The organism is Ruegeria sp. G2 (genome assembly GCF_056533505.1).
Genome location: NZ_JBQFON010000005.1, coordinates 233518 through 257804, shown reverse-complemented (window position 1 = coordinate 257804; position 24287 = coordinate 233518). Strand labels below are relative to the sequence as shown.

Annotated in this window: 21 protein-coding genes; 15 read left to right on the top strand and 6 right to left on the bottom strand. The window is 55.8% G+C overall.

What is annotated here, in order from left to right; genetic code table 11:
• Nucleotides 1-12: 12 nt before the first annotated feature.
• A complete protein-coding gene (locus tag ACR0DU_RS11800; RefSeq protein WP_480874754.1) occupies nucleotides 13-1785 on the bottom strand; it encodes an SLC13 family permease in 1773 nt (590 codons plus the stop codon).
• A 111-nt stretch (nucleotides 1786-1896) separates the two neighbouring features.
• Between ACR0DU_RS11800 and ACR0DU_RS11795 the strand changes: the two genes are divergently transcribed.
• Both ACR0DU_RS11795 and ACR0DU_RS11790 read left to right on the top strand, forming a co-directional pair.
• Nucleotides 1897-2637 carry a YebC/PmpR family DNA-binding transcriptional regulator gene (locus ACR0DU_RS11795; RefSeq protein WP_010441922.1) on the top strand — a complete coding sequence of 247 codons (741 nt, stop codon included), beginning with the start codon at nucleotides 1897-1899 and terminating at the stop codon, nucleotides 2635-2637.
• Nucleotides 2638-2807: 170 nt separating this feature from the next.
• Complete coding sequence (locus ACR0DU_RS11790; RefSeq protein ID WP_480874752.1) at nucleotides 2808-4082, top strand: MFS transporter; 1275 nt, start codon at nucleotides 2808-2810, stop codon at nucleotides 4080-4082.
• A gap of 2 nt (nucleotides 4083-4084) precedes the next feature.
• Here the strand turns inward: ACR0DU_RS11790 and ACR0DU_RS11785 are convergent, their stop codons facing one another.
• Complete coding sequence (locus tag ACR0DU_RS11785; RefSeq protein WP_480874750.1) at nucleotides 4085-4972, bottom strand: LysR family transcriptional regulator ArgP; 888 nt, start codon at nucleotides 4970-4972, stop codon at nucleotides 4085-4087.
• Between the two features lie 84 nt (nucleotides 4973-5056).
• Between ACR0DU_RS11785 and ACR0DU_RS11780 the strand changes: the two genes are divergently transcribed.
• The 6 genes from ACR0DU_RS11780 to ACR0DU_RS11755 all read left to right on the top strand — a co-directional run bounded on the left by ACR0DU_RS11780 (nucleotide 5057) and on the right by ACR0DU_RS11755 (nucleotide 10875).
• A complete protein-coding gene (locus ACR0DU_RS11780) occupies nucleotides 5057-5656 on the top strand; it encodes a LysE/ArgO family amino acid transporter (protein ID WP_480874749.1) in 600 nt (199 codons plus the stop codon).
• A gap of 40 nt (nucleotides 5657-5696) precedes the next feature.
• A complete protein-coding gene (locus tag ACR0DU_RS11775) occupies nucleotides 5697-6629 on the top strand; it encodes a DMT family transporter (protein WP_480874746.1) in 933 nt (310 codons plus the stop codon).
• 61 nt (nucleotides 6630-6690) lie between these two features.
• Complete coding sequence (betI, locus tag ACR0DU_RS11770; RefSeq protein WP_480874743.1) at nucleotides 6691-7263, top strand: choline-binding transcriptional repressor BetI; 573 nt, start codon at nucleotides 6691-6693, stop codon at nucleotides 7261-7263.
• The gene (gene betC / locus ACR0DU_RS11765; protein WP_480874740.1) at nucleotides 7260-8768 is read left to right on the top strand and encodes a choline-sulfatase; all 1509 of its coding nucleotides are present in this window, start codon (nucleotides 7260-7262) and stop codon (nucleotides 8766-8768) included. Before betI ends, betC begins: the two co-directional genes overlap by 4 nt.
• Nucleotides 8769-8855: 87 nt before the next feature.
• Nucleotides 8856-10514: a choline dehydrogenase gene (gene betA / locus ACR0DU_RS11760; protein WP_170703380.1), complete on the top strand. Its 1659-nt coding sequence runs from the start codon at nucleotides 8856-8858 to the stop codon at nucleotides 10512-10514.
• A 121-nt stretch (nucleotides 10515-10635) separates the two neighbouring features.
• Complete coding sequence (locus ACR0DU_RS11755; protein WP_010441930.1) at nucleotides 10636-10875, top strand: HP1242/YdcH family protein; 240 nt, start codon at nucleotides 10636-10638, stop codon at nucleotides 10873-10875.
• 72 nt (nucleotides 10876-10947) lie between these two features.
• Here ACR0DU_RS11755 and ACR0DU_RS11750 read toward each other — a convergent pair whose 3' ends face one another.
• Nucleotides 10948-12348: a helix-turn-helix domain-containing protein gene (locus ACR0DU_RS11750; RefSeq protein WP_170472520.1), complete on the bottom strand. Its 1401-nt coding sequence runs from the start codon at nucleotides 12346-12348 to the stop codon at nucleotides 10948-10950.
• A gap of 64 nt (nucleotides 12349-12412) precedes the next feature.
• Nucleotides 12413-13618, bottom strand: a complete 1206-nt coding sequence (locus ACR0DU_RS11745; RefSeq protein ID WP_480874736.1) for a multidrug effflux MFS transporter — start codon at nucleotides 13616-13618, stop codon at nucleotides 12413-12415.
• Nucleotides 13619-13800: 182 nt separating this feature from the next.
• Here ACR0DU_RS11745 and ACR0DU_RS11740 point away from each other — a divergent pair, with 182 nt between their 5' ends.
• The 3 genes from ACR0DU_RS11740 (at nucleotide 13801) to ACR0DU_RS11730 (ending at nucleotide 16311) form a co-directional block, all read left to right on the top strand.
• Entirely contained in the window at nucleotides 13801-15333 is a 1533-nt protein-coding gene (locus ACR0DU_RS11740; RefSeq protein ID WP_480874733.1) for an acyl-CoA carboxylase subunit beta, read from the top strand.
• Between the two features lie 29 nt (nucleotides 15334-15362).
• Nucleotides 15363-15830: a DUF6497 family protein gene (locus ACR0DU_RS11735; protein WP_170540916.1), complete on the top strand. Its 468-nt coding sequence runs from the start codon at nucleotides 15363-15365 to the stop codon at nucleotides 15828-15830.
• A 127-nt stretch (nucleotides 15831-15957) separates the two neighbouring features.
• The gene (locus tag ACR0DU_RS11730; protein WP_480715373.1) at nucleotides 15958-16311 is read left to right on the top strand and encodes a hypothetical protein; all 354 of its coding nucleotides are present in this window, start codon (nucleotides 15958-15960) and stop codon (nucleotides 16309-16311) included.
• Nucleotides 16312-16397: 86 nt separating this feature from the next.
• On the opposite strand, the gene ACR0DU_RS11725 is transcribed toward ACR0DU_RS11730, so the two are convergent.
• Nucleotides 16398-17549 (bottom strand): DcaP family trimeric outer membrane transporter, encoded by a 1152-nt coding sequence (locus tag ACR0DU_RS11725; RefSeq protein ID WP_010441937.1) that lies wholly within the window; start codon nucleotides 17547-17549, stop codon nucleotides 16398-16400.
• Between the two features lie 650 nt (nucleotides 17550-18199).
• On the opposite strand from ACR0DU_RS11725, the gene ACR0DU_RS11720 reads away from it, so the two are divergent.
• Both ACR0DU_RS11720 and ACR0DU_RS11715 read left to right on the top strand, forming a co-directional pair.
• Nucleotides 18200-18403: a hypothetical protein gene (locus ACR0DU_RS11720; RefSeq protein ID WP_170540911.1), complete on the top strand. Its 204-nt coding sequence runs from the start codon at nucleotides 18200-18202 to the stop codon at nucleotides 18401-18403.
• 117 nt (nucleotides 18404-18520) lie between these two features.
• Nucleotides 18521-20566: an ATP-binding protein gene (locus tag ACR0DU_RS11715; protein ID WP_480874728.1), complete on the top strand. Its 2046-nt coding sequence runs from the start codon at nucleotides 18521-18523 to the stop codon at nucleotides 20564-20566.
• A 76-nt stretch (nucleotides 20567-20642) separates the two neighbouring features.
• Here the strand turns inward: ACR0DU_RS11715 and ACR0DU_RS11710 are convergent, their stop codons facing one another.
• The gene (locus tag ACR0DU_RS11710; RefSeq protein ID WP_010441940.1) at nucleotides 20643-21089 is read right to left on the bottom strand and encodes a DUF4174 domain-containing protein; all 447 of its coding nucleotides are present in this window, start codon (nucleotides 21087-21089) and stop codon (nucleotides 20643-20645) included.
• 170 nt (nucleotides 21090-21259) lie between these two features.
• Here ACR0DU_RS11710 and ACR0DU_RS11705 point away from each other — a divergent pair, with 170 nt between their 5' ends.
• Both ACR0DU_RS11705 and scpA read left to right on the top strand, forming a co-directional pair.
• Nucleotides 21260-22075, top strand: a complete 816-nt coding sequence (locus ACR0DU_RS11705; protein WP_480874725.1) for a hypothetical protein — start codon at nucleotides 21260-21262, stop codon at nucleotides 22073-22075.
• Nucleotides 22072-24198, top strand: coding sequence for a methylmalonyl-CoA mutase (gene scpA, locus ACR0DU_RS11700; RefSeq protein ID WP_480874723.1), 2127 nt, complete (start codon nucleotides 22072-22074; stop codon nucleotides 24196-24198). The genes ACR0DU_RS11705 and scpA overlap by 4 nt, the downstream gene beginning before the upstream one ends.
• Nucleotides 24199-24287: the final 89 nt, after the last annotated feature.

The window sequence follows — 24287 nt, the reverse complement described above, 5'->3', positions numbered from 1 at the left end:
TGCCTTTACCCGTCAAAGCGGCCAGAACACAAGGATCGAGGGGATTGATACGGCGATGATCAATATCTCTAGCGGTAGGCCCATGCGCCAATAATCCCCGAAATGATAGCCTCCGGGACCCAGCACCAACGTGTTGTTCTTATGACCAATCGGTGTGAGGAATGCCGCCGAGGCTGCCACGGCCACTGTCATCAGGAATGGATCGGGCGAGACCTCAAGCGTGCGCGCCATCTGTATCCCGACGGGGGCTGCAACAATTGCGGTGGCCGTGTTGTTGAGTACGTCCGACAGGGTCATGGTGACCACCATCAGCACAGTCAGGATCGCCCATGCGGGCAGACCGTTTGTCAACTGGATCAGTGCGTTCGCTATCAGTTCAGTGCCGCCGGATGTTTCCAATGCGCTTCCCAGCGGGATCATCGAACCCAGCAATACCACCACCGGCCACTCAATGTGATTGTAGATATCCGCAATCGGCATGATCTTGGTAAGCACATAGGCCACAACGACCAGACCCAAAGAGATGGGAAGATAGATCAGCCCGATGCTAGCGGCCAGTACGGCTGTTGCGAATAGGCTGATGGCGAGCCACGCTTTGTCGTTGGCAGTGACGTTCAAGCCGCGTGCTGCCAAGGGCAAACAGCCGAGCCACTCGGTCACGTCCGCGCCCCGGTCGCGCGGGCAGAGCAGAAGCAGGATGTCACCCGCCTCAACTTCGGTCTTCCGGACTTGTTCCGTGATGCGACGGCCCTGACGAGAAATCCCCATCAGCACCGTGCTCTGTCGCCAGGCCAACCCCAGTGCCTGCGCGGTGCGTCCGGTGATGCGGGCGCTTTCGGGGGCAACGACCTCGATCACCTCAAGCCCGTCGCCCTCGGCAGTCAACACCTCTTGCCGCCTTGTGTCTGAAAAATCGAGATTAAGCGCAGCGCGGAATTCGTCCAACGCTTCGGGTCGGGCTTCAAGCACAAGCGCGTCACCTTCCCGCAAAGTGGTGTGGGTGGACCTGCCATAGCGCCGCTTGCCATCCCGGATCAGGCCGATGATGGCGACGTCGGATTTCTCTGCCGCCTCATAAAGCTCGCTAACGCGCTTGCCGATATGGGGTGACTCAGGCGGGACGGTCAGTTCGGCGATGTACTCGGCCAGAACTTCCGATGCTTCTTCCTGGACGCCACGATTGGGGATCAATCGCCAACCCACCAAGGCCACAAAGGCCAGACCGGCGATGGCTGCGATCCCGCCAACCGGGGCAAAGTCGAACATCCGAAATGGCTCGCCCAGAGTTTCGGCGCGGATTGAGGCGATAATGATATTGGGCGGCGTGCCGATGAGCGTGGCCATGCCTCCAAGAATGGTGGCAAAGCTTAGCGGCATCAGGCTAAGACCCACCGAACGCCCCGCCTTGCGAGCGGTTTGGATGTCGACTGGCATTAGCAACGCCAGCGCGGCAACGTTGTTCATAAAAGCGGACAGAACAGCGCCGATCCCGCCCATCAGCGCGATATGCGCGCCCAGACTGCGCGAGGCATCAACCAGTGTCCGTGTAATCAGGAACACCGCGCCCGACCGAACCAGACCCGCAGAGACCACAAGAACCAGTGCTACGATAATTGTTGCTGGATGGCCAAACCCGGCGAAGGCGTTCTCGACCGGGACAACGCCCAGCGTCACTGCAATCATAAGGGCAGTGAAGGCGACGAGGTCATATCGAAACCGCCCCCAAAGCAGCATTCCAAATACGGCAATGAAAAGGGAAAAAAGAATAATCTGATCTGTCGTCATATCGCCACCATAGCCAAGGGCGAAGGCAGGGCAAGCCGCTCTCTTGATCCTGCCCCCCGCAAACGTCTATATGAGCGCCGAACACGCAATCACGAATGACGAGGACGCACCATGGCAGGCCATTCCAAATGGGCCAATATCCAGCACCGCAAGGGACGTCAGGACGCCGCGCGGTCCAAACTGTTTTCCAAACTGTCGAAAGAGATCACCGTTGCCGCCAAGATGGGCGACCCCGATCCCGACAAGAACCCGCGTCTGCGTCTGGCGGTAAAAGAGGCCAAGTCGAACTCGGTTCCCAAGGACGTGATCGACCGGGCCATCAAGAAATCTGTTGCGGGCGAAGGGGATGAATACGAAGAAATCCGGTACGAGGGCTATGGCCCAAATGGTGTGGCCGTGATCGTCGAGACGATGACGGACAATCGCAACCGCACCGCATCGACCGTGCGTTCGACGTTTTCGAAGAATGGGGGCAATCTGGGTGAAACCGGCTCGGTTGGGTTCATGTTCGACCGCAAGGGTGAAGTTGTCTATCAGGCGGATGCTGGCGATGCGGATACGATCTTTGAAGCCGCGATCGAGGCCGGGGCCGAGGATGTCGAAAGCTCGGAAGATGGTCACATCATCTGGTGCGCTGATACAGATCTGAACGATGTATCGAATGCGCTAGAGACCGCGCTAGGCGAATCCGAATCCACCAAGCTGGTCTGGAAACCCACAACCACGACCGAATTGGGTCTGGAAGATATGCAGAAACTGATGAAATTGGTGGATGCATTGGAAGACGATGACGACGTCCAGCGGGTTACGACCAATTTTGAGGCGACAGACGAGGTCATGGCCCAGCTCTGACGCGTCGGGCAATCGTTGGTTAATTAGAACCCGGCCTTTGGCCGGGTTTTTCTGTTGCAGGGCTACGCCTAACAGAAACTTTGGTCCCTAAGGTCCTTGCATTTATGATCAGATCAATGAGGCTGAAAAATCTGAATAAGTAACCATAGGCGCACTACGCAGACCAAGAAATGGCGACGAACACGACCGATCCTGCCCGAAGAAATGTGCCGGTCATAGCTGGCCAGAGCATCCTGTCACAAGTTGCGTGGACTCTGGGCAGCCCCTCTGTTGTTTTGCCCTTTCTTGCGATCTCGTTAGAGCTGCCGATGTTCCTTGCGGCGGCATTAGTTTCTATTCGCATGTCGGGCAGTATGATTTCTGACCTCGTTCTGGCGCGTCCTATCGCGGCGCAGGTTCGCAAGAAACGCGGTATCGCCCTGACCGAAATAGGATTGGGCGGCTGCCTTTTGATGGCCTTGGCCATCGCGGCGACCGGCAGCGTTACACTGACCGCAATCGCCTTTGTTGCGGCGTTTTTCCTGATCGGACTGATTGAAGAGAGCCAATCCTTGATGTTGTCCGATCTGTTCGGTGATCATCTGAAATCGAAATCTCGCATGATTATCCGATATCTCCAATTGGGTGCCGGTGGTCTTTGCGCGATCGGATTGGTGTTATTGATCCACGAGATCACAAAAGAATATCCGCCATTTTCGCGACATTCTGCTGTAATCGCAGCATCGGTTTCGTTCTTCCTGTTTTCTGCGCTGTGCATTCTCGGAATGGCAGAGAGTGCCCCCGAAAAACCTGAAGATGGAAACATCAAGATTTCCGGCCGTCAATCGCTGCGGAGTATTATTTCCGGCATCGTTGAAATGTTCGAATACCCTTGGTTCCGTCGTTATATGGCGATGCGGCTTCCTTTGGTTGTTGTATCGCTGTCGGTCCCGTTCTTTGCGCTTATCGCTGCAGAGGCACACCATACTTCTGCAAAGGGGCTGACGGCCATGATCATTTCGTCCGCATCCGGGTATCTGGTTTCGGCGCCGTTGTGGCAGTTGGTGAACATGAAGTCTCACCGCGCGGTGATGGTCTCGGGCAACCTGATGGTCGCAGCAACCGGGATCGTTCTGCTGGCCTTCCACTATGCCCACATTGACCACGAAGTTCATCTGCACGCGATTGCATTGTTTGTCGTCTCGGTCGCAACAACCGGAATATCAAGCGCGCGGAAGCTCTATTTTCTGGACATTGCCCCCAAAGAACAACGTATTCAGGGCGCTGCAGCCATCAAGTCTATGTGTCGGTTAACGGCCGTTGCATTATCGGCTGCGTTGGCCGCAGTTGCCCATATGCACGAGGTTGCATCAGCTATTGTGTTCATCGTGCTTGTCAGTATTTGGGCAGCGTTTTCCTGTTACCGAATTGCGCAGCCGCAACAGAAGGCGAATACGCAGGCATAAGGTCAGTCTGTTGTGATGAGCGCCTGGGCTGCAACACGACGAACTGCCTTGGTCAACGGTGCAAGGGCAGGGGCAAGCACCCGCCCGATCTGCCAGGTCAGTTCCACATCCAATGGCGCGCCGGGAATAACCTCGCAGAGTTGACCTTTTACAATTGCAGGGCGCGCAAGGCTTTCAGGGTTCATCCCCCAGCCCAAGCCTGCAATCGCTGCCTCAACAAAGCCGTTTGTGGAAGGCATAAATTGCGTCGGTGGCGCAAGCCGACGTCCTATCTGTTTACTGATCCAGATTTTCTGCAAATTGTCTTTGCTATTGAAAGTCAGACAAGGTGCCAGCGACAACGAGTTTGCCGATACGCCATCGCTGAACCAGCGGTCCATGAACGCGGGGCTGGCGGTTGGCAGATAGCGCAACGCGCCCAGCGCAAATGAATCGCATCCAGTGACGGCTTGTCCACCGACGGTAATCGCCGCGCTGACCTCGCCGCGCCTCAGCCATTCGGCCGAGTGATCCTGATCGTCAATCACCAGATCGAACAATAAATCGCCAGCCTGCGCCATAGCGTCGATAAACCATGTTGCCAGAATGTCGGCGGGAAGAGCGATCCGCACGCGGGTAGGGCCTTCGCGCTCATCCATGGTCAGCTCTCGTGCGAGCTTTGCTTCAAGCAGGCCAATATCTTCGGCATGACGCGCAATCCGCAAGCCAGCAGGTGTTCCGGTGCAAGGGGAACCGCGATGTATCAGAGCGGCTCCAACACGATCTTCCAAAGCCTTGATGCGTTGAGAGATTGCGGAGGGGGTCACAGACAATTCAGCTGCTGCCGCATCAAAGCTTCCATGGCGCAATATTGCAGACAGCGCTGAAAGATGATGCGGATCCAGGAGCATTAGATTTTCTTAATTCAGGTTACAAACATTAATTTGATAGGGCCTCGGGATGGCTATAGTCAACGGCCAACAACAGGAGGTCGCATGTTCCCATCAATGATCGCAGGATTTGCCCTTAGCTTCAGCCTTATCTTGGCGATTGGCGCTCAGAACGCTTTTGTTCTGCGTCAGGGGCTACGACGCGAGCATGTCTTTCCTCTCTGCCTGACCTGCGCGGTTTCGGATGCAATTCTAATTGCGGCTGGGGTAGCCGGATTTGGCACGCTGGCGCAGGCCGCACCGTGGTTTGAAACGGTAATGCGCTATGGGGGCGGGATCTTTCTGACATGGTATGCTTTGCGCAGTTTCCAGTCCGCCTGGCGGGGTGGCGCAATGTTGGACACCGATGCAGGGCAGCGTACCAGTTTGCGCGCGGCTATGTTGACCGTATTGGCCTTCACATGGCTTAACCCTCATGTGTATCTGGATACGGTGGTATTGATCGGATCGATTTCTGCCCAATACGATGACCGAATGGGGTTTGCTATTGGTGCAGTATCCTCAAGCTTCGTGTTCTTCTTCTCACTGGGATATGGTGCGCGCATTCTTTCACCGATCTTTGCGCGTCCGCGTGCATGGCAAATACTCGACGTACTGATCGGCATCGTGATGCTGGGTATTGCGATGAAACTTGTTATCATGTGAAGGGTTGTTCCCGATCAGAAAACGGTGTTCAACCGTCGGTATGACTTCACCCAACGATCAGCAGCGCCCGCTTGTCGGCATGTTCTGGATGCTTTCAGCAGGTCTGTCTTTTGTGGGCATGAATGCTCTGGTGAAAGTGCTCGGGACCAGTATGGATCCAATTCAGGCCGCATTTTTGCGGTATGTTTTTGGGCTGGTTTTTCTTATTCCCGCGTGGCGTGCGCTGATTGGAACGCCGCTGTCCACTCGTAACTTGACCCTGTTTGGCTTGCGGGGCGTGATTCACGCGATAGCGGTTATGCTCTGGTTCTATGCCATGACACGCATTCCGCTGGCCGAAGTAACGGCAATGAATTACATGACGCCGATCTATGTAACTCTGGGTGCCGCGCTTTTCCTGGGAGAGCGGCTCGCTATTCGTCGAATCGCAGCAATCGGTGTTGCGATTGTTGGGGTTGTCATCGTACTGAGACCCGGATTTCGCGAGGTATCGCCGGGACATCTGGCGATGTTGGGTACGGCCTTGGCACTTGGAGGTTCGTATCTGCTGGCTAAAGTTATGGTGCGTGATATTCGCCCATCGGCAGTAGTTGCGCATCTTTCTATCTGGGTCACGATTGTCTTGATCCCTTTTGCTGTCGCCGTATGGCAGCCACCTTCCATGCGTGATTTGGGCATTCTGCTTGTCGTTGCCAGCTTTGCCACGGCTGGGCACTATTTCATGACGCTCGCGTTGCAAGCTGCTCCGGTAGCCGTGACTCAGCCCGTGACATTCCTGCAGTTGATTTGGGCGACGTTGCTTGGCACATTGGTTTTCCATGAGAGTGTCGACATATGGGTTGTTGTCGGAGGCTCTCTGATCCTGGCAGCCGTCAGTTTCATCACGTGGCGCGAGGCGATACTTAGTAAGGGCAAAGCTACTCCGCCGACCCCGCTCCAGGGTTCAGAAACACCCGCCCAGAGTCGTTATTGATTGACGAGTCAATATAAAGCGCTTAGCTTCTCTTACACTCAAGCAGGGTAGAGAGGCGAAGATGCCAAAACTCGGAATGGAGCCGATCCGGCGGGATGCGATCGTAAAGGCGACGATTGCCGAACTTGGCGTACAAAAATCCCTCGATGTGACCGTCAGCCAAATCGCCAAGCGTGCGGGAATGTCCAGCGCATTGGCCCATCACTATTTCGGTGGGAAAGAGCAGATATTCCTTGCTGCTATGCGCCGTATCCTTTCGGATTTCGGAGCAGAAGCGCGCACCCAGCTTGGTTCCGCCAAGCCTGAAGAACGTGCGCAGGCCATCATCCGCGCCTGTTTTGCGCCATCCTGTTTCACGCCGGACGTGATTGCAGCATGGATGACCTTTTATGTTCTGGCGCAAACCAACGATGACGCGCTTAGACTTTGGCAAATCTATCAGGCCCGTATCCGCTCGAATCTCATCCACGCGTTACGCCCGCTAATGCGCGATCCGACCGAAGCCGCCGAAGACATGATTGCTCTGATCGATGGGCTGTACATCCACGCTGCTTTGAACGCCCCGCAAGAGCCGCAGTTGGCCGTGAACCATGCGCTGCGGGTTATGAGAGTTTTCCTAGAGGCCGAAAAATGACAAAGCCGAATATTCTGATCCTGATGGTGGATCAGCTCAACGGGACCCTCTTCCCCGACGGTCCCGCGGAATGGTTGCATGCGCCAAACCTGAAAAAACTGGCGGCAAAATCAACGCGCTTCGCGAATACATACACGGCGTCGCCACTGTGCGCGCCGGGGCGGGCCAGCTTTATGTCTGGCCAGTTACCCTCGCGGACAGGCGTCTATGATAATGCGGCTGAATTCCGCAGCGATATTCCAACCTATGCGCACCATCTTCGCCGGGCTGGGTATTACACTTGTCTATCAGGTAAGATGCACTTTGTTGGTCCCGACCAGTTGCATGGGTTCGAGGATCGCCTAACCACCGACATCTATCCAGCCGATTTCGGCTGGACACCGGACTATCGTAAACCCGGTGAGCGTATCGACTGGTGGTATCACAATATGGGATCAGTCACCGGGGCAGGCGTTGCCGAAATATCCAACCAGATGGAATATGACGACGAAGTTGCCTATTACGCCAAGGCCAAATTGTATGATCTGGCGCGTGGCAAAGATGAACGCCCTTGGTGTGTAACCGTCAGCTTCACGCACCCACACGATCCGTACGTGGCGCGTCGTAAATATTGGGATCTGTATGAGGATTGTGAGCATCTTGAGCCACAGATCTCGGATTTGGGCTATGACAATCAGGACCCGCATTCCAAGCGTATTTTTGATGCAAATGACTGGCGCAGTTTCGACATAAAGACCGATGATATCCGCAAATCCCGCCGCGCCTATTTCGCCAACATCTCTTATCTGGACGACAAGATCGGCGAGATATTGGAAGTGCTGGAATCCACGCGGCAAGAGGCCATCATCCTCTTTGTCTCGGACCATGGCGACATGTTGGGCGAGCGTGGATTGTGGTTCAAGATGACTTTCTTCGAGGGGTCCTCGCGAGTGCCCTTGATGATTTCGTCGCCCGATCTTCCCACTGGCCGGATCGATACACCGGTATCAACGATCGATGTCACACCAACACTTGGGGCGCTCGCCGGCGTAGATATGGCCGAAATCGCTCCGTGGACTGATGGCGAAGACCTTGTGCCTTTGGCGAAGGGCAATGAACGAACAGCGCCTGTCGCGATGGAATACGCGGCAGAAGCCTCCTACGCGCCTTTGGTTTCGCTTCGGTATGGAAAGTGGAAGTACAATCGCTGCGCATTGGACCCGGACCAGCTTTTTGATCTTGAAGAGGACCCTCACGAGCTGAAAAACCTGGCGAGCCAACCCGAGCACGCGGGCACCCTGCAGTCCTTACGCGCCAAATCCGAGGCGCGTTGGGACCTTGAGCGATTTGATTCCGATGTAAGGGCCAGTCAGGCCCGTCGGTGGGTAGTTTACGAAGCGCTGCGGCAAGGCGGTTATTACCCGTGGGATTACCAGCCGCTGCAGAAAGCATCCGAACGCTACATGCGCAATCACATGGATCTAAACGACGTTGAAGAAAGCCAACGCTTCCCGCGGGGCGAATAACGTTCACTTTTTCAAAATACTTCTGCCAGAGGCGATTAAGATTTTTGGCCGAAAAATCTTAGCCTGCGTGGAAATGGAGACACGAATATGGAAGCAGATTTTGTCATCGTTGGCGCTGGGTCCGCCGGTTGTGCGATGGCGTATCGACTAAGTGAGGCCGGTGCCTCGGTTCTGGTGATCGAACATGGCGGCACCGATGCGGGCCCATTCATCCAGATGCCAGCCGCTCTCAGCTATCCGATGAACATGTCGCGCTATGACTGGGGCTATAAATCCGAGCCCGAGCCTTATTTGAACAATCGCCGCCTTGTTTGCCCACGCGGCAAGGTGATTGGCGGGTCTTCGTCGATCAATGGAATGGTCTATGTGCGAGGCCACGCACGGGATTTCGACACCTGGGCGGATATGGGTGCGGATGGTTGGTCCTATGCGGATGTGCTGCCGTACTACAAACGCATGGAAACCTGGCATGATGGTGGCCATGGTGGCGATCACGCATGGCGCGGGACTGACGGGCCATTGCATGTGTCGCGCGGACCCCGTGAAAACCCGCTGTTCAAAGCCTTTGTCGATGCGGGGCAGCAGGCGGGATATGAGGTCACCGGAGATTACAACGGTGAAAAACAAGAAGGCTTTGGGCCGATGGAGCAGACCGTCTGGAAAGGACGGCGTTGGTCGGCGGCAAACGCGTATCTGAAGCCTGCTTTGAAACGTGAAAATTGTGACATTGTTCGGGGTCTCGCCGCACGCGTGATCATCAATGACGGCCGCGCCACCGGCGTCGAATTGATCCGCGGCGGCAAGAAAGAAATTATTGCGGCAAGGCGTGAGGTCATATTGGCCGCGTCATCTATCAATTCTCCCAAGTTGCTGATGCTGTCGGGGATCGGTTCGGCGGTGCATTTGAACGAACATGGAATCGAAGTGGTCGCGGATCGACCTGGTGTTGGCGCCAATTTGCAGGACCATCTTGAGCTATACATCCAGCAAGCCTCGCTGCAGCCGATCACGCTCTACAAACATTGGAACCTTATCAGCAAAGGTTTGATCGGGGCGCAGTGGCTGTTCACAAAAACCGGCCTAGGCGCGTCGAACCAGTTCGAGAGTGCGGCGTTCATTCGCTCGAAACCTGGTGTCGAATATCCCGACATTCAGTACCATTTCCTCCCTATCGCGGTGCGTTATGACGGTCAGGCAGCGGCTGAGGGGCACGGTTTCCAAGCGCATGTGGGACCAATGCGTTCGCCGTCTCGGGGGGCTGTCACACTGCGCTCGGCACGGGTTGAGGATGCCCCAGTGATCCGTTTCAACTACATGAGCCATGATAAGGACTGGGAGGATTTTCGGTCATGCATACGCCTGACGCGCGAAATCTTCGGGCAGGATGCTTTCAAGCCGTTTGCCGGCAAGGAGATCCAGCCGGGTAAAGACGTACAGACGGATGAGCAGCTTGACGCGTTCATCGCGGAGCACGCGGAAAGCGCCTATCATCCCTGTGGAACCTGCCGAATGGGGCGCGCGGATGACAAGACTGCAGTTGTTGACCCGCATGGTCGTGTGATTGGGGTGGACGGGCTGCGCGTCGCGGATAGTTCGATTTTCCCTCAGATTACCAACGGAAACCTGAATGCGCCTTCGATTATGGTAGGGGAAAAAATGTCGGATCACCTGCTGGACAAGGAGCCATTGGCCAAAGCAAATGACGCGCCTTGGATCAGCCCGAGATGGGCCACGGCGCAGCGTTGATCCGGTTCTATTAGTAGAGGTAGCTCGCAGAGAATTATCGAGGAATTTGATTGGCGTCAAAGCGGTGAGAGATAACCATGTTTATCTCTCCGATGTAACGCAACATTGAGGAGTTAACAGGATGTCGCACACCCCGCATGAACTGGCTGAAGAGTTTCCCGATAAGATCGACACCATAAGCCAGCTCAAGCAAACGGACGCCCATTTTGCGAGGCTTGCGGATGAATATCATGAGGTCAATCGCGTAGTGCATCGAGCTGAAACCAATGTTGAGCCAATGGAAGAGTTGGCCGAGGTTGAGTTGCGCAAGAAACGAGCTGTGCTCAAGGATCAAATCTGGGCGATCCTGTCAAAAAGCTGACGAATAGGCGGGGGCTCTGCCCCCGTCGCGGCAAGCCGCGACTCCCCCGGAGTATTTCAGGCCAGATGAAGATCAGGTGACTTCGTATGGAAGGATACTGCGGATATCGGAGTTGATGGTCAGGCGGCGTTCGAGTGGCGGTACTGAACGCTGATGACAGGTCTGGCGTTCGCATATGCGACAGGAGATGCCGATCGGTTCGTAGGCACTGGCATTGTTAATATCGAGATTGTCGGCGTAAACCAATGCTTCGGCATGGCGTACTTCACACCCCAATGCGATGGCATAGCGACGAACAGGCGCGCCGAAGGAACCTCCGGATTTCGATACATCGCGCGCAAGTGAGATATATCGTACACCGTCTGGTGTTTCTGCCAGCTGCTGCAGAAAGTGGCCCGGAGTTTCAAAGGCACGGTGGACGTTCCACAAGGGGCAGGCCCCGCCGAAGCGTGCGAATTGAAGTCGAGTGGCCGAATGGCGTTTAGTGATCGTTCCGGCCTGATCGACCCGCACAAAGAAGAACGGGATGCCTTTGGCCCCCGGTCGCTGCAAAGTGGAAAGACGATGCGCGACCTGTTCGATGGATGCCCCGAACCGATTGCTGAGCAATTCCAGATCGTGACGATAGTCCTGCGCAGCACTTAAGAACAGACCATATGGCATTAGGGACGCCCCGGCGAAGTAGTTTGCGAGGCCAATCTTGGCGATCGCACGGGCCTCTTCACTCTGGAAGCGCGCGAAGTCGAGCGTCGCCTCAAGCAGTTTGTCCTGACTGATCAGCGCGACCTGTAGCAAAAGCTGGAAGACTTGTGTCTGCGGAGCAGCGCGTGAAGAAAGGCGCAGTGTCTTATCATCCGCGTTGTAGCTACGTAGGGTCTCGGTATCGGTGAAGGTGACGTGGATTCCTCGTTCAGTCAGGCTGTTGATCGCTGCCTGACGAATGCCACCGAATTCATCAGCGCGACTGGCGAACCGTTCGGCTGCCCGGTCAACGGCGTCAATGTAATTGTCGCAATAGTGAAAGAAATCGCGCACTTCTTCCCAAGGGCTGGCTTGAATGCGGGCGTCTTCCCGACCTAATGCTTCGTCCAAAGAAGCCAGACGTTCATGAGTTTGGCGATAGCTTCGATGCAATTCAATAAATGCGCGGGCCAGCGCAGGGGCATTCGATGCAGTCAGCCGCAGGTCAGCCAATGGGGGCATGGTGTCAGCAAAAACCGGATCGGCAAGCGCCTCGCGCATGTCCGAGACCAGGCGCTCACTATCGCCCGTGCTAAGCTCGGTCACGTCCATGCCGAACTCTTGCGCCAGCGCCAATACAACTGTCGTTGAAATCGGACGGTTGTTGTTCTCCATCTGGTTTAAATATGGCAGAGAAACGCCTAGTTTTGTTGCAAACTCCTTTTGGGTCAGAGATAACCGGGTCCGCATCTCACGCAGTTTTGCGCCCGCATAGAGTTTTTGAGTAGCCATGTTGATTCTTTGCAACTTAACTAATTGCTCAAGTTAACTTTGCAAACCGATTGGCGCAAGCCCTCTAAAGCCCCAATTGCTTCTCGCGCCAGATTACGCTGCTGATAGCGCAAATAGCCAGAATAGACGTCCCCAGCATCAGCCAGAGCAATGGCATTGCACCTGTCTCGCGTGTCAGCAATGCGCCCGCCCACGCGCTGAGGGCAGCGCCGCCGCCGAGCATGATCGCTCCGCTAAGGCCTGATGCGGTGGCTGCCAGATGAGGCCGGACAGACAATGACCCGGCGGTCGCATTGGGTATCGACATGCCGTTGCCAAGCCCAACAAAGGTCATCAGGCCAAAGAAACTGAGCGCGGTGCCAATGCCCGCTAAAAATAGGGAAGCGGAAATGGCTACGCCGATAGCATTCAGCCAGCATCCCCAGAGGACCATTCGGTTCACGCCAAAGCGTACAGAATAACGACCACTGATGAAGTTTCCGAAGAAGTAGCCAAGTGCGGGCGCGCCAAAATATATGCCAACTTCTGCCGCTGTCATGCCGAACACTTCGGTTCCGATAAAAGGTGCTCCACCGAGATATGCGAAGAACGCCCCAGACGAAAACGCAGAAGAGAGCGAGTAGCCCCAGAATCGGGGGGAGGCCAAAAGCTCGGGATATTCGCGGAATTGTTGTACCAAGGTTTTGCCGCTGGCAGCGGCGGTTTCGCCGAAGTCACGGTAGGTAAGCAACAGGGCCAGTGCGCCCAACGCAAAGGGCAGCCAGAAATTAGCTTTCCAGCCGAACGCCTCTTCAAGCAGACCGCCAACTGCAGGTCCGATCATTGGGACGACAGCCATGCCCATTGTGACATACCCAAGCATCGATGCGGCTTTGTCCTGGGTGAACATGTCCCGCACCGCTGCACGGCTAAGAACGATGCCAACGACAATCACGGCCTGACTCATGCGGAATGCCAGAAAGACCTCGATTGTTGGTGCGTAGATGCAGCCCAGAGTCGCAAGCAGGAACAATGCGAGTCCCCATAGAAGAACAGGCCGGCGCCCCGCCTTGTCGGCGATGGGACCGATTATGATCTGTAAGACCGCGTTGACCAAAAGATACAATGCAATCGATAGCTGCATCAGCTTGTAATCTGCCTCAAAGTAGGCGGCCATGAAGGGGAGACTGGGTAGGAACAAGTTCATGCTTAGCGCTGACAGGCCCGACAACAATATTAGCGTTGTAAGGGTCGGGGGTGTCCGGCTGATGGATGTTGAACTGAACTGCATGGTTCACACTTAGAACTTAGTTTGGGGGAATGCCAAGAGCGGGTTTGTGATGTCACACAACTTTACAAATTTGCAATTACCACCTGCTTGATTTTCTTATGTTTGCAAATTTGCCGAAAACTTCTTTGGTCTCGGTATTCGTATCGTTATGGTCCCGCAAAATCTCATGGGAGACTACCGTCATGAAAGATATCCTTTCCGAACTCGAGGGCCGCCGCAACGATGCACGCTTAGGGGGTGGACAACGGCGCATTGACGCACAGCATGCCCGAGGCAAGTTGACAGCGCGCGAGCGGATCGAGCTGCTGGTGGATGAAGGCAGCTTCGAAGAGTTTGACATGTTTGTCAGCCATCGTTGCACCGATTTCGGAATGGAAAAGCAAAAGCCAGCCGGTGATGGCGTGGTCACTGGTTGGGGCACGATCAACGGCCGGATGGTCTATGTCTTCAGTCAGGACTTTACCGTGTTTGGCGGCTCGCTGTCCGAAACCCATGCGCAGAAGATTTGCAAGATTATGGATATGGCGGTTCAAAATGGAGCGCCGGTGATCGGGATCAATGACTCGGGTGGCGCGCGCATTCAGGAAGGCGTTGCCTCGCTGGCGGGGTATGCCGAGGTGTTCCAACGCAACATCATGGCCTCGGGCGTGGTGCCTCAGATCAGTGTGATCATGGGGCCGTGCGCTGGTGGCGCAGTCTATAGCCCTGCGATGACCGACTTTATATTCATGGTCAAAGACACCTCATACATGTTTGTGACCGGTCCGGACGTCGTAAAGACTGTCACAAATGAGGTCGTTACCGCCGAGGAACTGGGTGGGGCTTCGACTCACACCAAAAAATCCTCGGTTGCGGACGGGGCGTTCGAAAACGATGTTGAGGCGCTGGCCGAGGTCCGCCGGTTGGTCGATTTCCTGCCGCTCAACAATCGCGAAAAGCCTCCGGTTCGTCCCTTCTTTGATGAGCCGGGTCGGATCGAGACGTCGCTGGACACTCTGATCCCAGATAATCCTAACACGCCCTACGACATGAAGGAGCTCATCACCAAAGTCGCGGACGAGGGCGACTTCTACGAAATTCAGGAAGATTACGCCAAGAACATCATCACCGGTTTTATCCGCCTTGAAGGACAAACCGTAGGCGTTGTGGCAAACCAACCGATGGTTCTTGCCGGGTGTCTTGATATCGACAGCTCGCGCAAAGCTGCGCGTTTTGTACGGTTTTGCGATTGCTTTGAAATTCCGATCCTTACGCTTGTCGACGTGCCGGGTTTTCTTCCGGGGACGTCACAGGAATATGGCGGCGTAATCAAGCATGGCGCGAAACTGCTGTTTGCTTATGGAGAGGCAACAGTGCCAAAGGTCACGCTGATCACGCGCAAAGCCTATGGCGGTGCTTATGACGTGATGGCATCGAAGCATCTGCGCGGGGATTTCAACTATGCATGGCCCACGGCCGAGATCGCAGTGATGGGTGCAAAGGGCGCCACCGAGATCATCCATCGTGCTGATCTTGGAGATGCGAATAAGATCGCGAAACACACGCAGGATTACGAAGACCGGTTTGCCAACCCCTTTGTCGCTGCCGAGCGTGGCTTTATCGATGAAGTGATCATGCCACACTCAACCCGTCGCCGCGTATCGCGTGCCTTTGCCAGTCTGCGCGGAAAGCAGCTGAAGAACCCATGGAAAAAGCACGATAATATCCCGCTCTAAGAGTTAGATGGAACAAACCGATTTGCTTCATGATCGACTTGATTGGACATAAAAGCGCGTTTGCCGCGCAAGCAACTTCGGAGGGGCTGGCTCGCGCTGGACGCTTCCTGGGGAGCGCGCTGGTATTGGCGATGTCTATGACTAGTTCGGTTCAGGCAAGTAATCTATTGCCCGTGCCATCGGGTCAGCCAGTAGAGCTCAGCAATGTACTGCTTGATACCAATCCCGGGGAACTCTGGGTTCGTTTCAGGTTTATTGCTCCCAATATCGGGGCGACCGTGGGCCGCATCACCTATGATGTCGCAGTGATCGACATGGAGCATCTGTGCCAGACGCTTGCGGTCCCTTACGTGGCGCTGCACGATCTGGATCCTGCGCGTGTCGTGATTTCGTTCTCGGATCGACCGCTGGAGTTCGGCACGTCCGAGCCTGACGCGACGCAGTTTTTTGAGGCCTATCGGCTGGAACAATCCCAATGTATCTGGGAGGGACTCTGACCATGAGAGTACGCGATCTCGGTCACAGGGTGCCCATATACAAATCGGAGGTTCATATCGTGTTTTCATCCCGGCAGGGTCGTCTGCACCCATGTAATTTCAATGCCTTAACCAGCGAGGTGTCGAAATGTTGAAACACCGTGGCTTCCCCGGCCGCTTGGCCGGGACTGACTTTCAGTTCACGATCCGGCGCGCCAATCCCAAGGGAGTGACACCCTTGACCAGGCGCGAACGTTTTCGGGACCGCAAGCCTGCAGATAGGCGTGCAGATGCCGCATTCATGGAAGCGCTATGGGCGCAGTTTGGTGATCAGCCGTTCGAGCGTGGTAACCTGGATGCAGGCCGACTGAGTTGGCTGTTCGAGCGGGAAGTGATCGCCGCTGAAGATCCGTTTGATCCCGCCAGCTATGACGCGCTGTTGGTGATCGACCCGGACGTTGCTCGTCTATCGTTTCCAGAAATCTTCGACGGGGTACGCTGAATTTGCCCACCGCAGCTGCATATCAAGTTCGACCAACCCAAATTGGTGGAGCCCTGCCCGAGAACAGGCAGGGCACTTGGGGCAAGTCAAAAGTTCAGCTGTGCGGCCAACTGAATACGGTTGCCATCGAAAGTGTCACCCGAAATCGTATCGTTCCGCTCGCCATAGATGTATTCGGCGCTCAATGTCAGATTGTCAGTTGCTTTGTAGAACGCATTGACATGGATGGTCTCAAGCTCGGTGAAGGACAAACTTCCTGTCGAGGTGGGCAGGTCGTAATCTTCCTTACCGTAGGAGATGCCCACGTTCCATTTGGGGGTCAAATCTTGACGAAACTCGATGGTATACCCGTCGACATCGTTCGCCTGACCGCCAACAATCGCGTCACCCAAACCGATCAGGTAGGGGCCGATCGCTTCACCGTTGACGTAGTTGACTTGGAACAGGCCACCTTGCCAGGGACGGATCGAACCAGAAAGGGTAAAGCCGGTCTGATCCACTTCGACATCGCCGGATTGGGCTTTGCCGTACAAAACCGAGGCGCGCGCCAGGTATTTGCCGTCGTTATACTCGACCGCACCAGTCAGCACCGGATCATCCGAGTTCGAACCTCCGACGTTTTCCTCTACAGAAACAGCAAAGGTGGTATTCGATCCGAAGCCGTTAGTGTATCGAACCTGAGGAACACGCGCAAAAGGGATGCCGACCGGTCCATTGAACTCAACTGTGGTGGGGTAAGTGTCCAGAGGCTGGAAATTGGTCCAGTACTGACCGATGAGCCATTGTTCACCAATCCGGATATTCGCGTGACGAATGCGGAATTCTGCTGTACCGCCCGAGCCGAAAGCATCCACTTCGATCTGACCCTGGATGTCGCCAATGCCGCTTGGTGTGTTGGTACGCAGTCCGATTCGCGATTGCCGAACGGTGGCACCAAATGTGCCATCGGTTTCGGCCGAGGGCTCACCTATGACATTCACAAACGCTGTGTCGCCCTGATCATATTCGAAGTCGTAGAAGAAATCGGCTTTGACATAGCCATAGACGTCAAGCGTGGTGTTTCCGATCCTCAGATCACCGGTCCCGGCTCCGGGCTTGGACGATTCCAAAGCCTCTACTCTTGCGCGAAGCGCATCGAGTTCAGCCTGAGTTTGTGCATCTTGCGCCAAGGCCTGCATTCCGGTCACGGAAAGCGTGCTGGCAGCAAGCAGGCTAGCAGTTTTGCCCTTTATTATCATGGGGATATTTCCTTGTATGCGAGTGTGCACCGGCACCGTTTCACGCATAAGAGCCCGAGGAAAATCACCAATCTGCGAGGAATTCTGCGCAGTTTTTCAAGTAACCGTGTCAAGAATGGCTCGTGCTTTCACAGCTCGGTGAAAGCTCAGGATAAGCGCCTGGCCCCTGTAGATTTTCTTAGTGGACTGCCGAAAGCAACGCGTGAGGTATACCGCCGTGTTGGCCATCATCCGGCCGAGTATCGTCACATGAACGTGACTGGCATGAGCAGGGAATTCGGGGGTGCAGGGCGATATGGTGTCGGCGCAAAGTTGCGCGGACGCGCTGCCGGTGGGCAAGTTTTAGCCGGAATCTCAAACGGAAACGAAGACGGGTTTGCGCTGCAAATTGTGCTGTGCACAGTGAAGAGGCCGTGCGGCTCTACTTTGCCTGCGTCGCACAAGCACCTACTATTCCGTACCCCTTCCTTCCGCGGGCAGGCTTGTGTTCCCCACAGAGTTCTGTCCGCGGTTTTCTTTTTGCCGAACACAGGCCAAAAACGGCGAGAAACTGCGCAATTCTGTGGTTTGCAACCTCTGTTATTGCATAACAATGCCGGAAATCGGCATCTGCCCTCAAAGACTTTGAGAAACCAAAAAGGGCAGAAAACATGCAAAAATCACGAATCTTCCTTGCGTTGGCGACATGCGCCGGCCTTGCGGCCTGTGGTGACACAACAGGCGAGCAGGCGATCCTCGGTGGCGGCGCAGGTGCGGTTGGGGCTGCGGTCCTCAATGCAGATCCGCTGTTTGGCGCAGCGGTCGGGGCTGCGGGGAACGTGCTGTACTGCAAAACCCAAAACACCTGTAACTAACGCTGAATTTATCGGGGCAGCCAACGCCCTGTCCGTCATCACGCATCACGCCGTCGTGGGGTCAACACCCTGCGGCGGCGTTTTGCGTTTCCAGAACTTCAATCCAAAGGACGTTCCATGTTCAACAAGATCCTGATCGCAAACCGGGGCGAGATTGCCTGCCGGGTCATCAAGACTGCCCGCAAGATGGGCATTGGCACGGTCGCCATCTATTCTGATGCTGACAGGAACGCCCTGCACGTGTCGATGGCGGATGAGGCCGTGCATATTGGTCCACCACCGGCCAATCAGTCATACATTGTCATCGACAAGGTAATGGACGCCATCCGTCAAAGTGGTGCGCAGGCTGTCCACCCCGGCTATGGCTTTCTGTCCGAGAATTCCAAGTTTGCTGAAGCGCTGGATGCCGAAGGCGTCGCCTTTGTTGGCCCACCGGTTGGTGCGATCGAAAGCATGGGTGATAAGATCACCTCGAAGAAGATCGCACAGGAGGCCGGGGTTTCGACAGTCCCCGGCTACATGGGGCTGATTGAAGACGCTGATGAGGCGGTGAAGATATCGAATGATATCGGGTATCCGGTGATGATCAAGGCCAGCGCTGGCGGCGGTGGTAAGGGCATGCGGATCGCGTGGAATGATGAAGAAGCGCGGGAAGGCTTCCAATCTTCCAAGAACGAGGCTGCAAATTCCTTTGGCGACGACCGGATTTTCATTGAGAAATTCGTGACCCAACCGCGCCACATCGAAATTCAGGTCCTGTGCGACAGTCATGGCAACGGCATCTATTTGGGCGAGCGTGAATGCTCGATCCAACGCCGGAACCAGAAGGTTGTGGAAGAGGCGCCTTCGCCCTTCCTTGATCCTGAAACCCGAAAAGCGATGGGAGAACAGGCGGTCGCGCTGGCCAAGGCCGTGGACTATGCCAGTGCTGGAACGGTCGAATTCATCGTGGATGGGGAAAAGAACTTTTACTTCCTTGAAATGAACACCCGCCTTCAGGTGGAACACCCTGTGACCGAGCTGATTACCGGTGTTGATCTGGTGGAACAGATGATCCGTGTGGCTGCTGGTGAAAAGCTGACCATCACTCAGGATGACGTGACCTTGACGGGTTGGGCCATCGAGAACCGTCTTTATGCCGAGGATCCGTATCGCGGCTTCTTGCCCTCGATTGGCCGCCTGACCCGTTATCGCCCACCACAGGAAATCGCCGCTGGCCCGTTGCTGGTGAATGACAAATGGCAAGGCGATGCGCCCAAAGGGGATAGCGCTGTACGTAACGATACCGGCGTCTATGAAGGCGGCGAGATCAGTATGTATTATGACCCGATGATCGCCAAGCTGTGCACTTGGGCGCCGACCCGCGAGCAGGCGATCGAAGCCATGCGTGTGGCGCTCGACAGTTTTGAGGTTGAAGGCATCGGTCACAATCTACCGTTCCTGTCAGCGGTTATGGACCACCCGAAATTCGTTAGCGGTGATATGACGACCGCCTTCATCGCCGAGGAGTATCCTGACGGATTTGAGGGTGTGGAATTGCCTGAAGCTGACCTGCGCCGAGTCGCTGCATCGTGCGCAGCGATGCACCGCGTGGCCGAGATTCGTCGTACACGGGTGTCGGGGCGGATGGACAATCATGAACGCAAGGTTGGAACAGATTGGGTCGTCTCGCTGCAAGGGCAAGAGTTCGAGGTTGCGATAGAGGCCGATCAGGATGGCTCCACCGTGTCCTTTGCAGATGGCACGAAGCACCGTGTTGCCTCCGATTGGACACCGGGCGATCAGCTTGCAGTGCTCGATGTCGATGGCAGCCCACTGGTTCTGAAGGTCGGCAAAGTGTCGGGCGGTTTCCGCATCCGCAACCGCGGCGCGGATCTCAAGGTGCATGTTCGCACCCCACGTCAGGCCGAATTGGCCCGGATGATGCCCGAGAAGCTGCCGCCTGATACATCCAAGATGCTGCTCTGCCCGATGCCCGGCTTGATCGTGAAGATCGATGTCGAAGTGGGGCAGGAGGTACAGGAGGGTCAGGCGCTTTGCACCGTCGAGGCGATGAAGATGGAGAACATCCTGCGCGCCGAGAAGAAAGGCGTTGTCTCCAAAATCAATGCTGGTCCCGGCGACGGCCTTGCCGTTGACGATGTGATTATCGAGTTCGAATGATCATGTGCGCACCTGTTTCATACCTGTCAGGGTTCTCGGCGGCTTCCGTCGGGACCTTAAGGCAAGTTTCAGGTGTTCAGCCGCCTTCGCGCCGTTCGCGAATTTCGCGTTCACGTAAGGGCGTCTTGTCAATCGAGCGGCCAATCTCGCGCACGCTCCATGGGCTGGGTTTGCGCAGTTTCACGACGCCATCCTTGTCGACAAATACCATCTGGAAACCGCGCGGTCGCAGTTTTGACCGTATCGGAGATCGTGCCGACGGATCGGTATCGGTCAATACGATTACGTCGCGATCACGCATTGCCGCTTCGCCCTCCAACAGCATGTCAATCTGTTGCTGGAACCTTGGGTCTGCAGGGGTATCGGCAAATACAACGATCGGGCGATGGGTCCAGAGAAAATCGCTCAGATCGCTGTCATCTACGGGACGCACAAAGCTGTCATCCGCAGGGGCATTTGCGTCCGCGGCCAAGGCGGCCAGCGGGAATAGTGCCGAGAAAACAAGGGCAAGCGTGCGTGTCATATGGCCTCCTGTTCTGTTGAATATAGCCTCTGCGCGGACGAATGCGACTGGCGAAATGTCTACGGACATCAAAAAATTGTACCTCAGGCTCGATCCCGTCTCATCCGCGCCTATCCAAGCGCCGAGAATACAGGTTGTTCCTGAAGACTTTCGGTGGGGAGGGTAGGGCGATGGAGATCATCCTGCATTGCGGCGCACACAGGTGCGCAACCACCAGCTTTCAAAACTATCTAAGCAGGAATGAGAACACGCTGGCTGAGCAAGGGTTGGTCTATTGGGGGCCTGAACGCACACGTGCCAACGGTTTGAATAGCCTGAACAAATTGACGCCAGATGTTTGTGACGCGCTACGCCGTGATCTGGATGCGTGTCGGCGTGCGGGTGCCAAGCAGCTATTAGTAAGTCAAGAGAACTTCGTAGGTTCTATGGAGCGTAATATTGCATTCGCCTCGCTTTATCCCAGCATGCACGAGCGTGGTCTGCTGCTTGCGAAGGCCTTTGATGACGGGGTCGGCAAATTGGCTCTGAATATCCGGGCGTTGGATATGTATTGGTCTTCTGTTGCGGCCTATAAATTCAAACGCGGAAGTGAGCCGATTGAGCCCGCCAAATGGAAACGTATCACCCAGAGCAAGCGGAGCTGGCGAAATGTGATTACGGAGATGGGCCGCGCGTTTCCGGGCGTTCCGTTGCTAGTCTTGCCCTTCGAAGATTTTGCGGGCCATCAGCGCGCACAGCTTGAGGCTTTGACCGGACGCGAGGCACCCGAGGCCAACGACGGCCTTTCGCTGAATGCCGCGCCCAATCCTGCCCCTCACGGCCTAAACGCAGATCAGGCGATGAAGCTGTGGTCAGATTATGCGGATGATCTGGAATGGCTTGCCTCCGGCGCAGACGGCTTGGCCGAGCTTGTCTGCCGGACAAAAAGAGATACGCGCGGGATCATCCCCGCGGAACCCCGATTGGAACAGAGGAAATCGACATGACCGACACCAACGACTGGCAGGTGCTGGCCGAAAAAGAACTGCGCGGGCGTCCGTTGGACGATCTGACCAAGGAAACGCTCGAAGGCATCGATGTCAAACCGCTCTATACGCAGGACGACACCGCAGACCTGCCGCATATGGGGTCACTGCCTGGCTTCGGCCCTTTTACCCGTGGGGTGAAGGCGACGATGTATGCGGGTCGTCCCTGGACCATCCGTCAGTATGCGGGGTTCTCGACCGCCGAGGAATCGAACGCCTTCTATCGTCGCAACTTGGACGCTGGTCAGCAGGGTGTCTCGGTGGCCTTCGATCTGGCGACGCACCGGGGCTATGACAGCGACCACCCGCGCGTTGTCGGCGATGTCGGCAAGGCCGGTGTGGCCATCGACAGTGTCGAGGACATGAAGATCCTGTTCGACGGCATCCCGCTGGACAAGGTTTCGGTCTCGATGACGATGAACGGGGCGGTGATCCCGGTTCTGGCCAGTTTCATAGTTGCGGGAGAAGAGCAGGGGCATGACAAGGCCGTGCTGTCGGGCACCATCCAGAACGATATTCTGAAAGAGTTCATGGTGCGCAACACTTATATCTACCCGCCCGAGCCATCGATGAAGATCATCTCGGACATTATCGAGTTCACCTCGAACGAGATGCCGAAGTTCAACTCGATCTCGATTTCGGGCTATCACATGCAAGAGGCCGGGGCGAACCTGGTGCAGGAGCTGGCCTATACGCTGGCCGATGGCCGCGAATATGTGCGTGCCGCGACTCAGTCGGGCATGGATGTGGACAAGTTTGCGGGCCGTCTGTCGTTCTTCTTTGCTATCGGCATGAACTTCTTCATGGAGATTGCGAAGCTACGCGCAGCACGCACGCTCTGGCATCGGGTAATGACCGAGTTCGGAGCGAAATCCGAACGGTCGAAGATGCTGCGCACCCACTGCCAGACTTCGGGCGTGTCACTGCAGGAGCAAGATCCCTATAACAACGTGATCCGAACCGCCTATGAGGCGATGAGCGCGGTACTGGGCGGCACCCAGTCGCTGCATACCAACGCGCTGGACGAAGCGATTGCGTTGCCCACCGATTTTTCTGCCCGCATCGCACGGAACACGCAATTGGTGCTGCAGGAAGAGACTGGCGTGACAGATGTGGTCGATCCGCTTGCGGGCTCTTACTACGTCGAAAGCCTCACCAATGAATTGGTCGAAAAAGCCTGGGCTTTGATGGAAGAAGTCGAGGAGATGGGCGGCATGACCAAGGCGGTTGCTTCTGGCATGCCCAAGCTGCGGATCGAAGAAAGCGCGGCCCGTCGTCAGGCCATGATCGACCGGGGCGAAGAGGTCATCGTTGGCGTCAACAAATACCGCAAGGAACAGGAAGACCCGATCGACATATTGGACGTCGACAACGTAGCCGTACGCGAGGCGCAGGTGGCGCGTCTGGAACGCATTCGCGCCACCCGTGACGAAGCAGCATGTCAGCAGTCGTTGGACGCGCTGACCACCACTGCCCGTGAGGGTGGTAACCTGCTGGCCGCCGCCGTCGAGGCCGCCCGCGCCCGTGCATCCGTAGGAGAGATCAGCATGGCAATGGAAAAGGAATTCGGTCGTCACCGCGCCGAAGTGAAAACCCTGGCCGGGGTTTATGGCGCGGCTTATGAAGGTGACGAAGGCTTTGCCGCGATCCAGAAATCCATTGAAAAATTCGCCGAGGCCGAAGGACGTCGCCCACGTCTACTGGTGGTCAAAATGGGGCAGGATGGTCACGACCGGGGCGCCAAGGTGATTGCCACCGCCTTTGCTGATATCGGGTTTGACGTGGACGTCGGCCCTCTGTTTCAGACCCCCGCAGAAGCCGCGCAGGACGCGGTGGACAATGATGTGCATGTGATCGGGATCTCTTCTCAGGCTGCTGGGCATAAGACGTTGGCACCCCAGTTGGTTGAAGAACTGAAAAAGGCTGGGGCCGAAGACATCATCGTCATCTGTGGTGGCGTCATCCCGCAACAGGATTACCAGTTCCTCTACGATCACGGTGTAAAGGCGATATTTGGTCCGGGAACGAACATCCCTGACGCGGCTCAAGACATCTTGCGTTTGATCGGCGAAGCCAAAGGCTGAGGTGAGCCAAGATTTTTCGTACGAAAAATCTTGTGATCCGGAACCTTTGAGGAAAACATGCGGCCAGACACTTCTTGTCTGGTCGCATG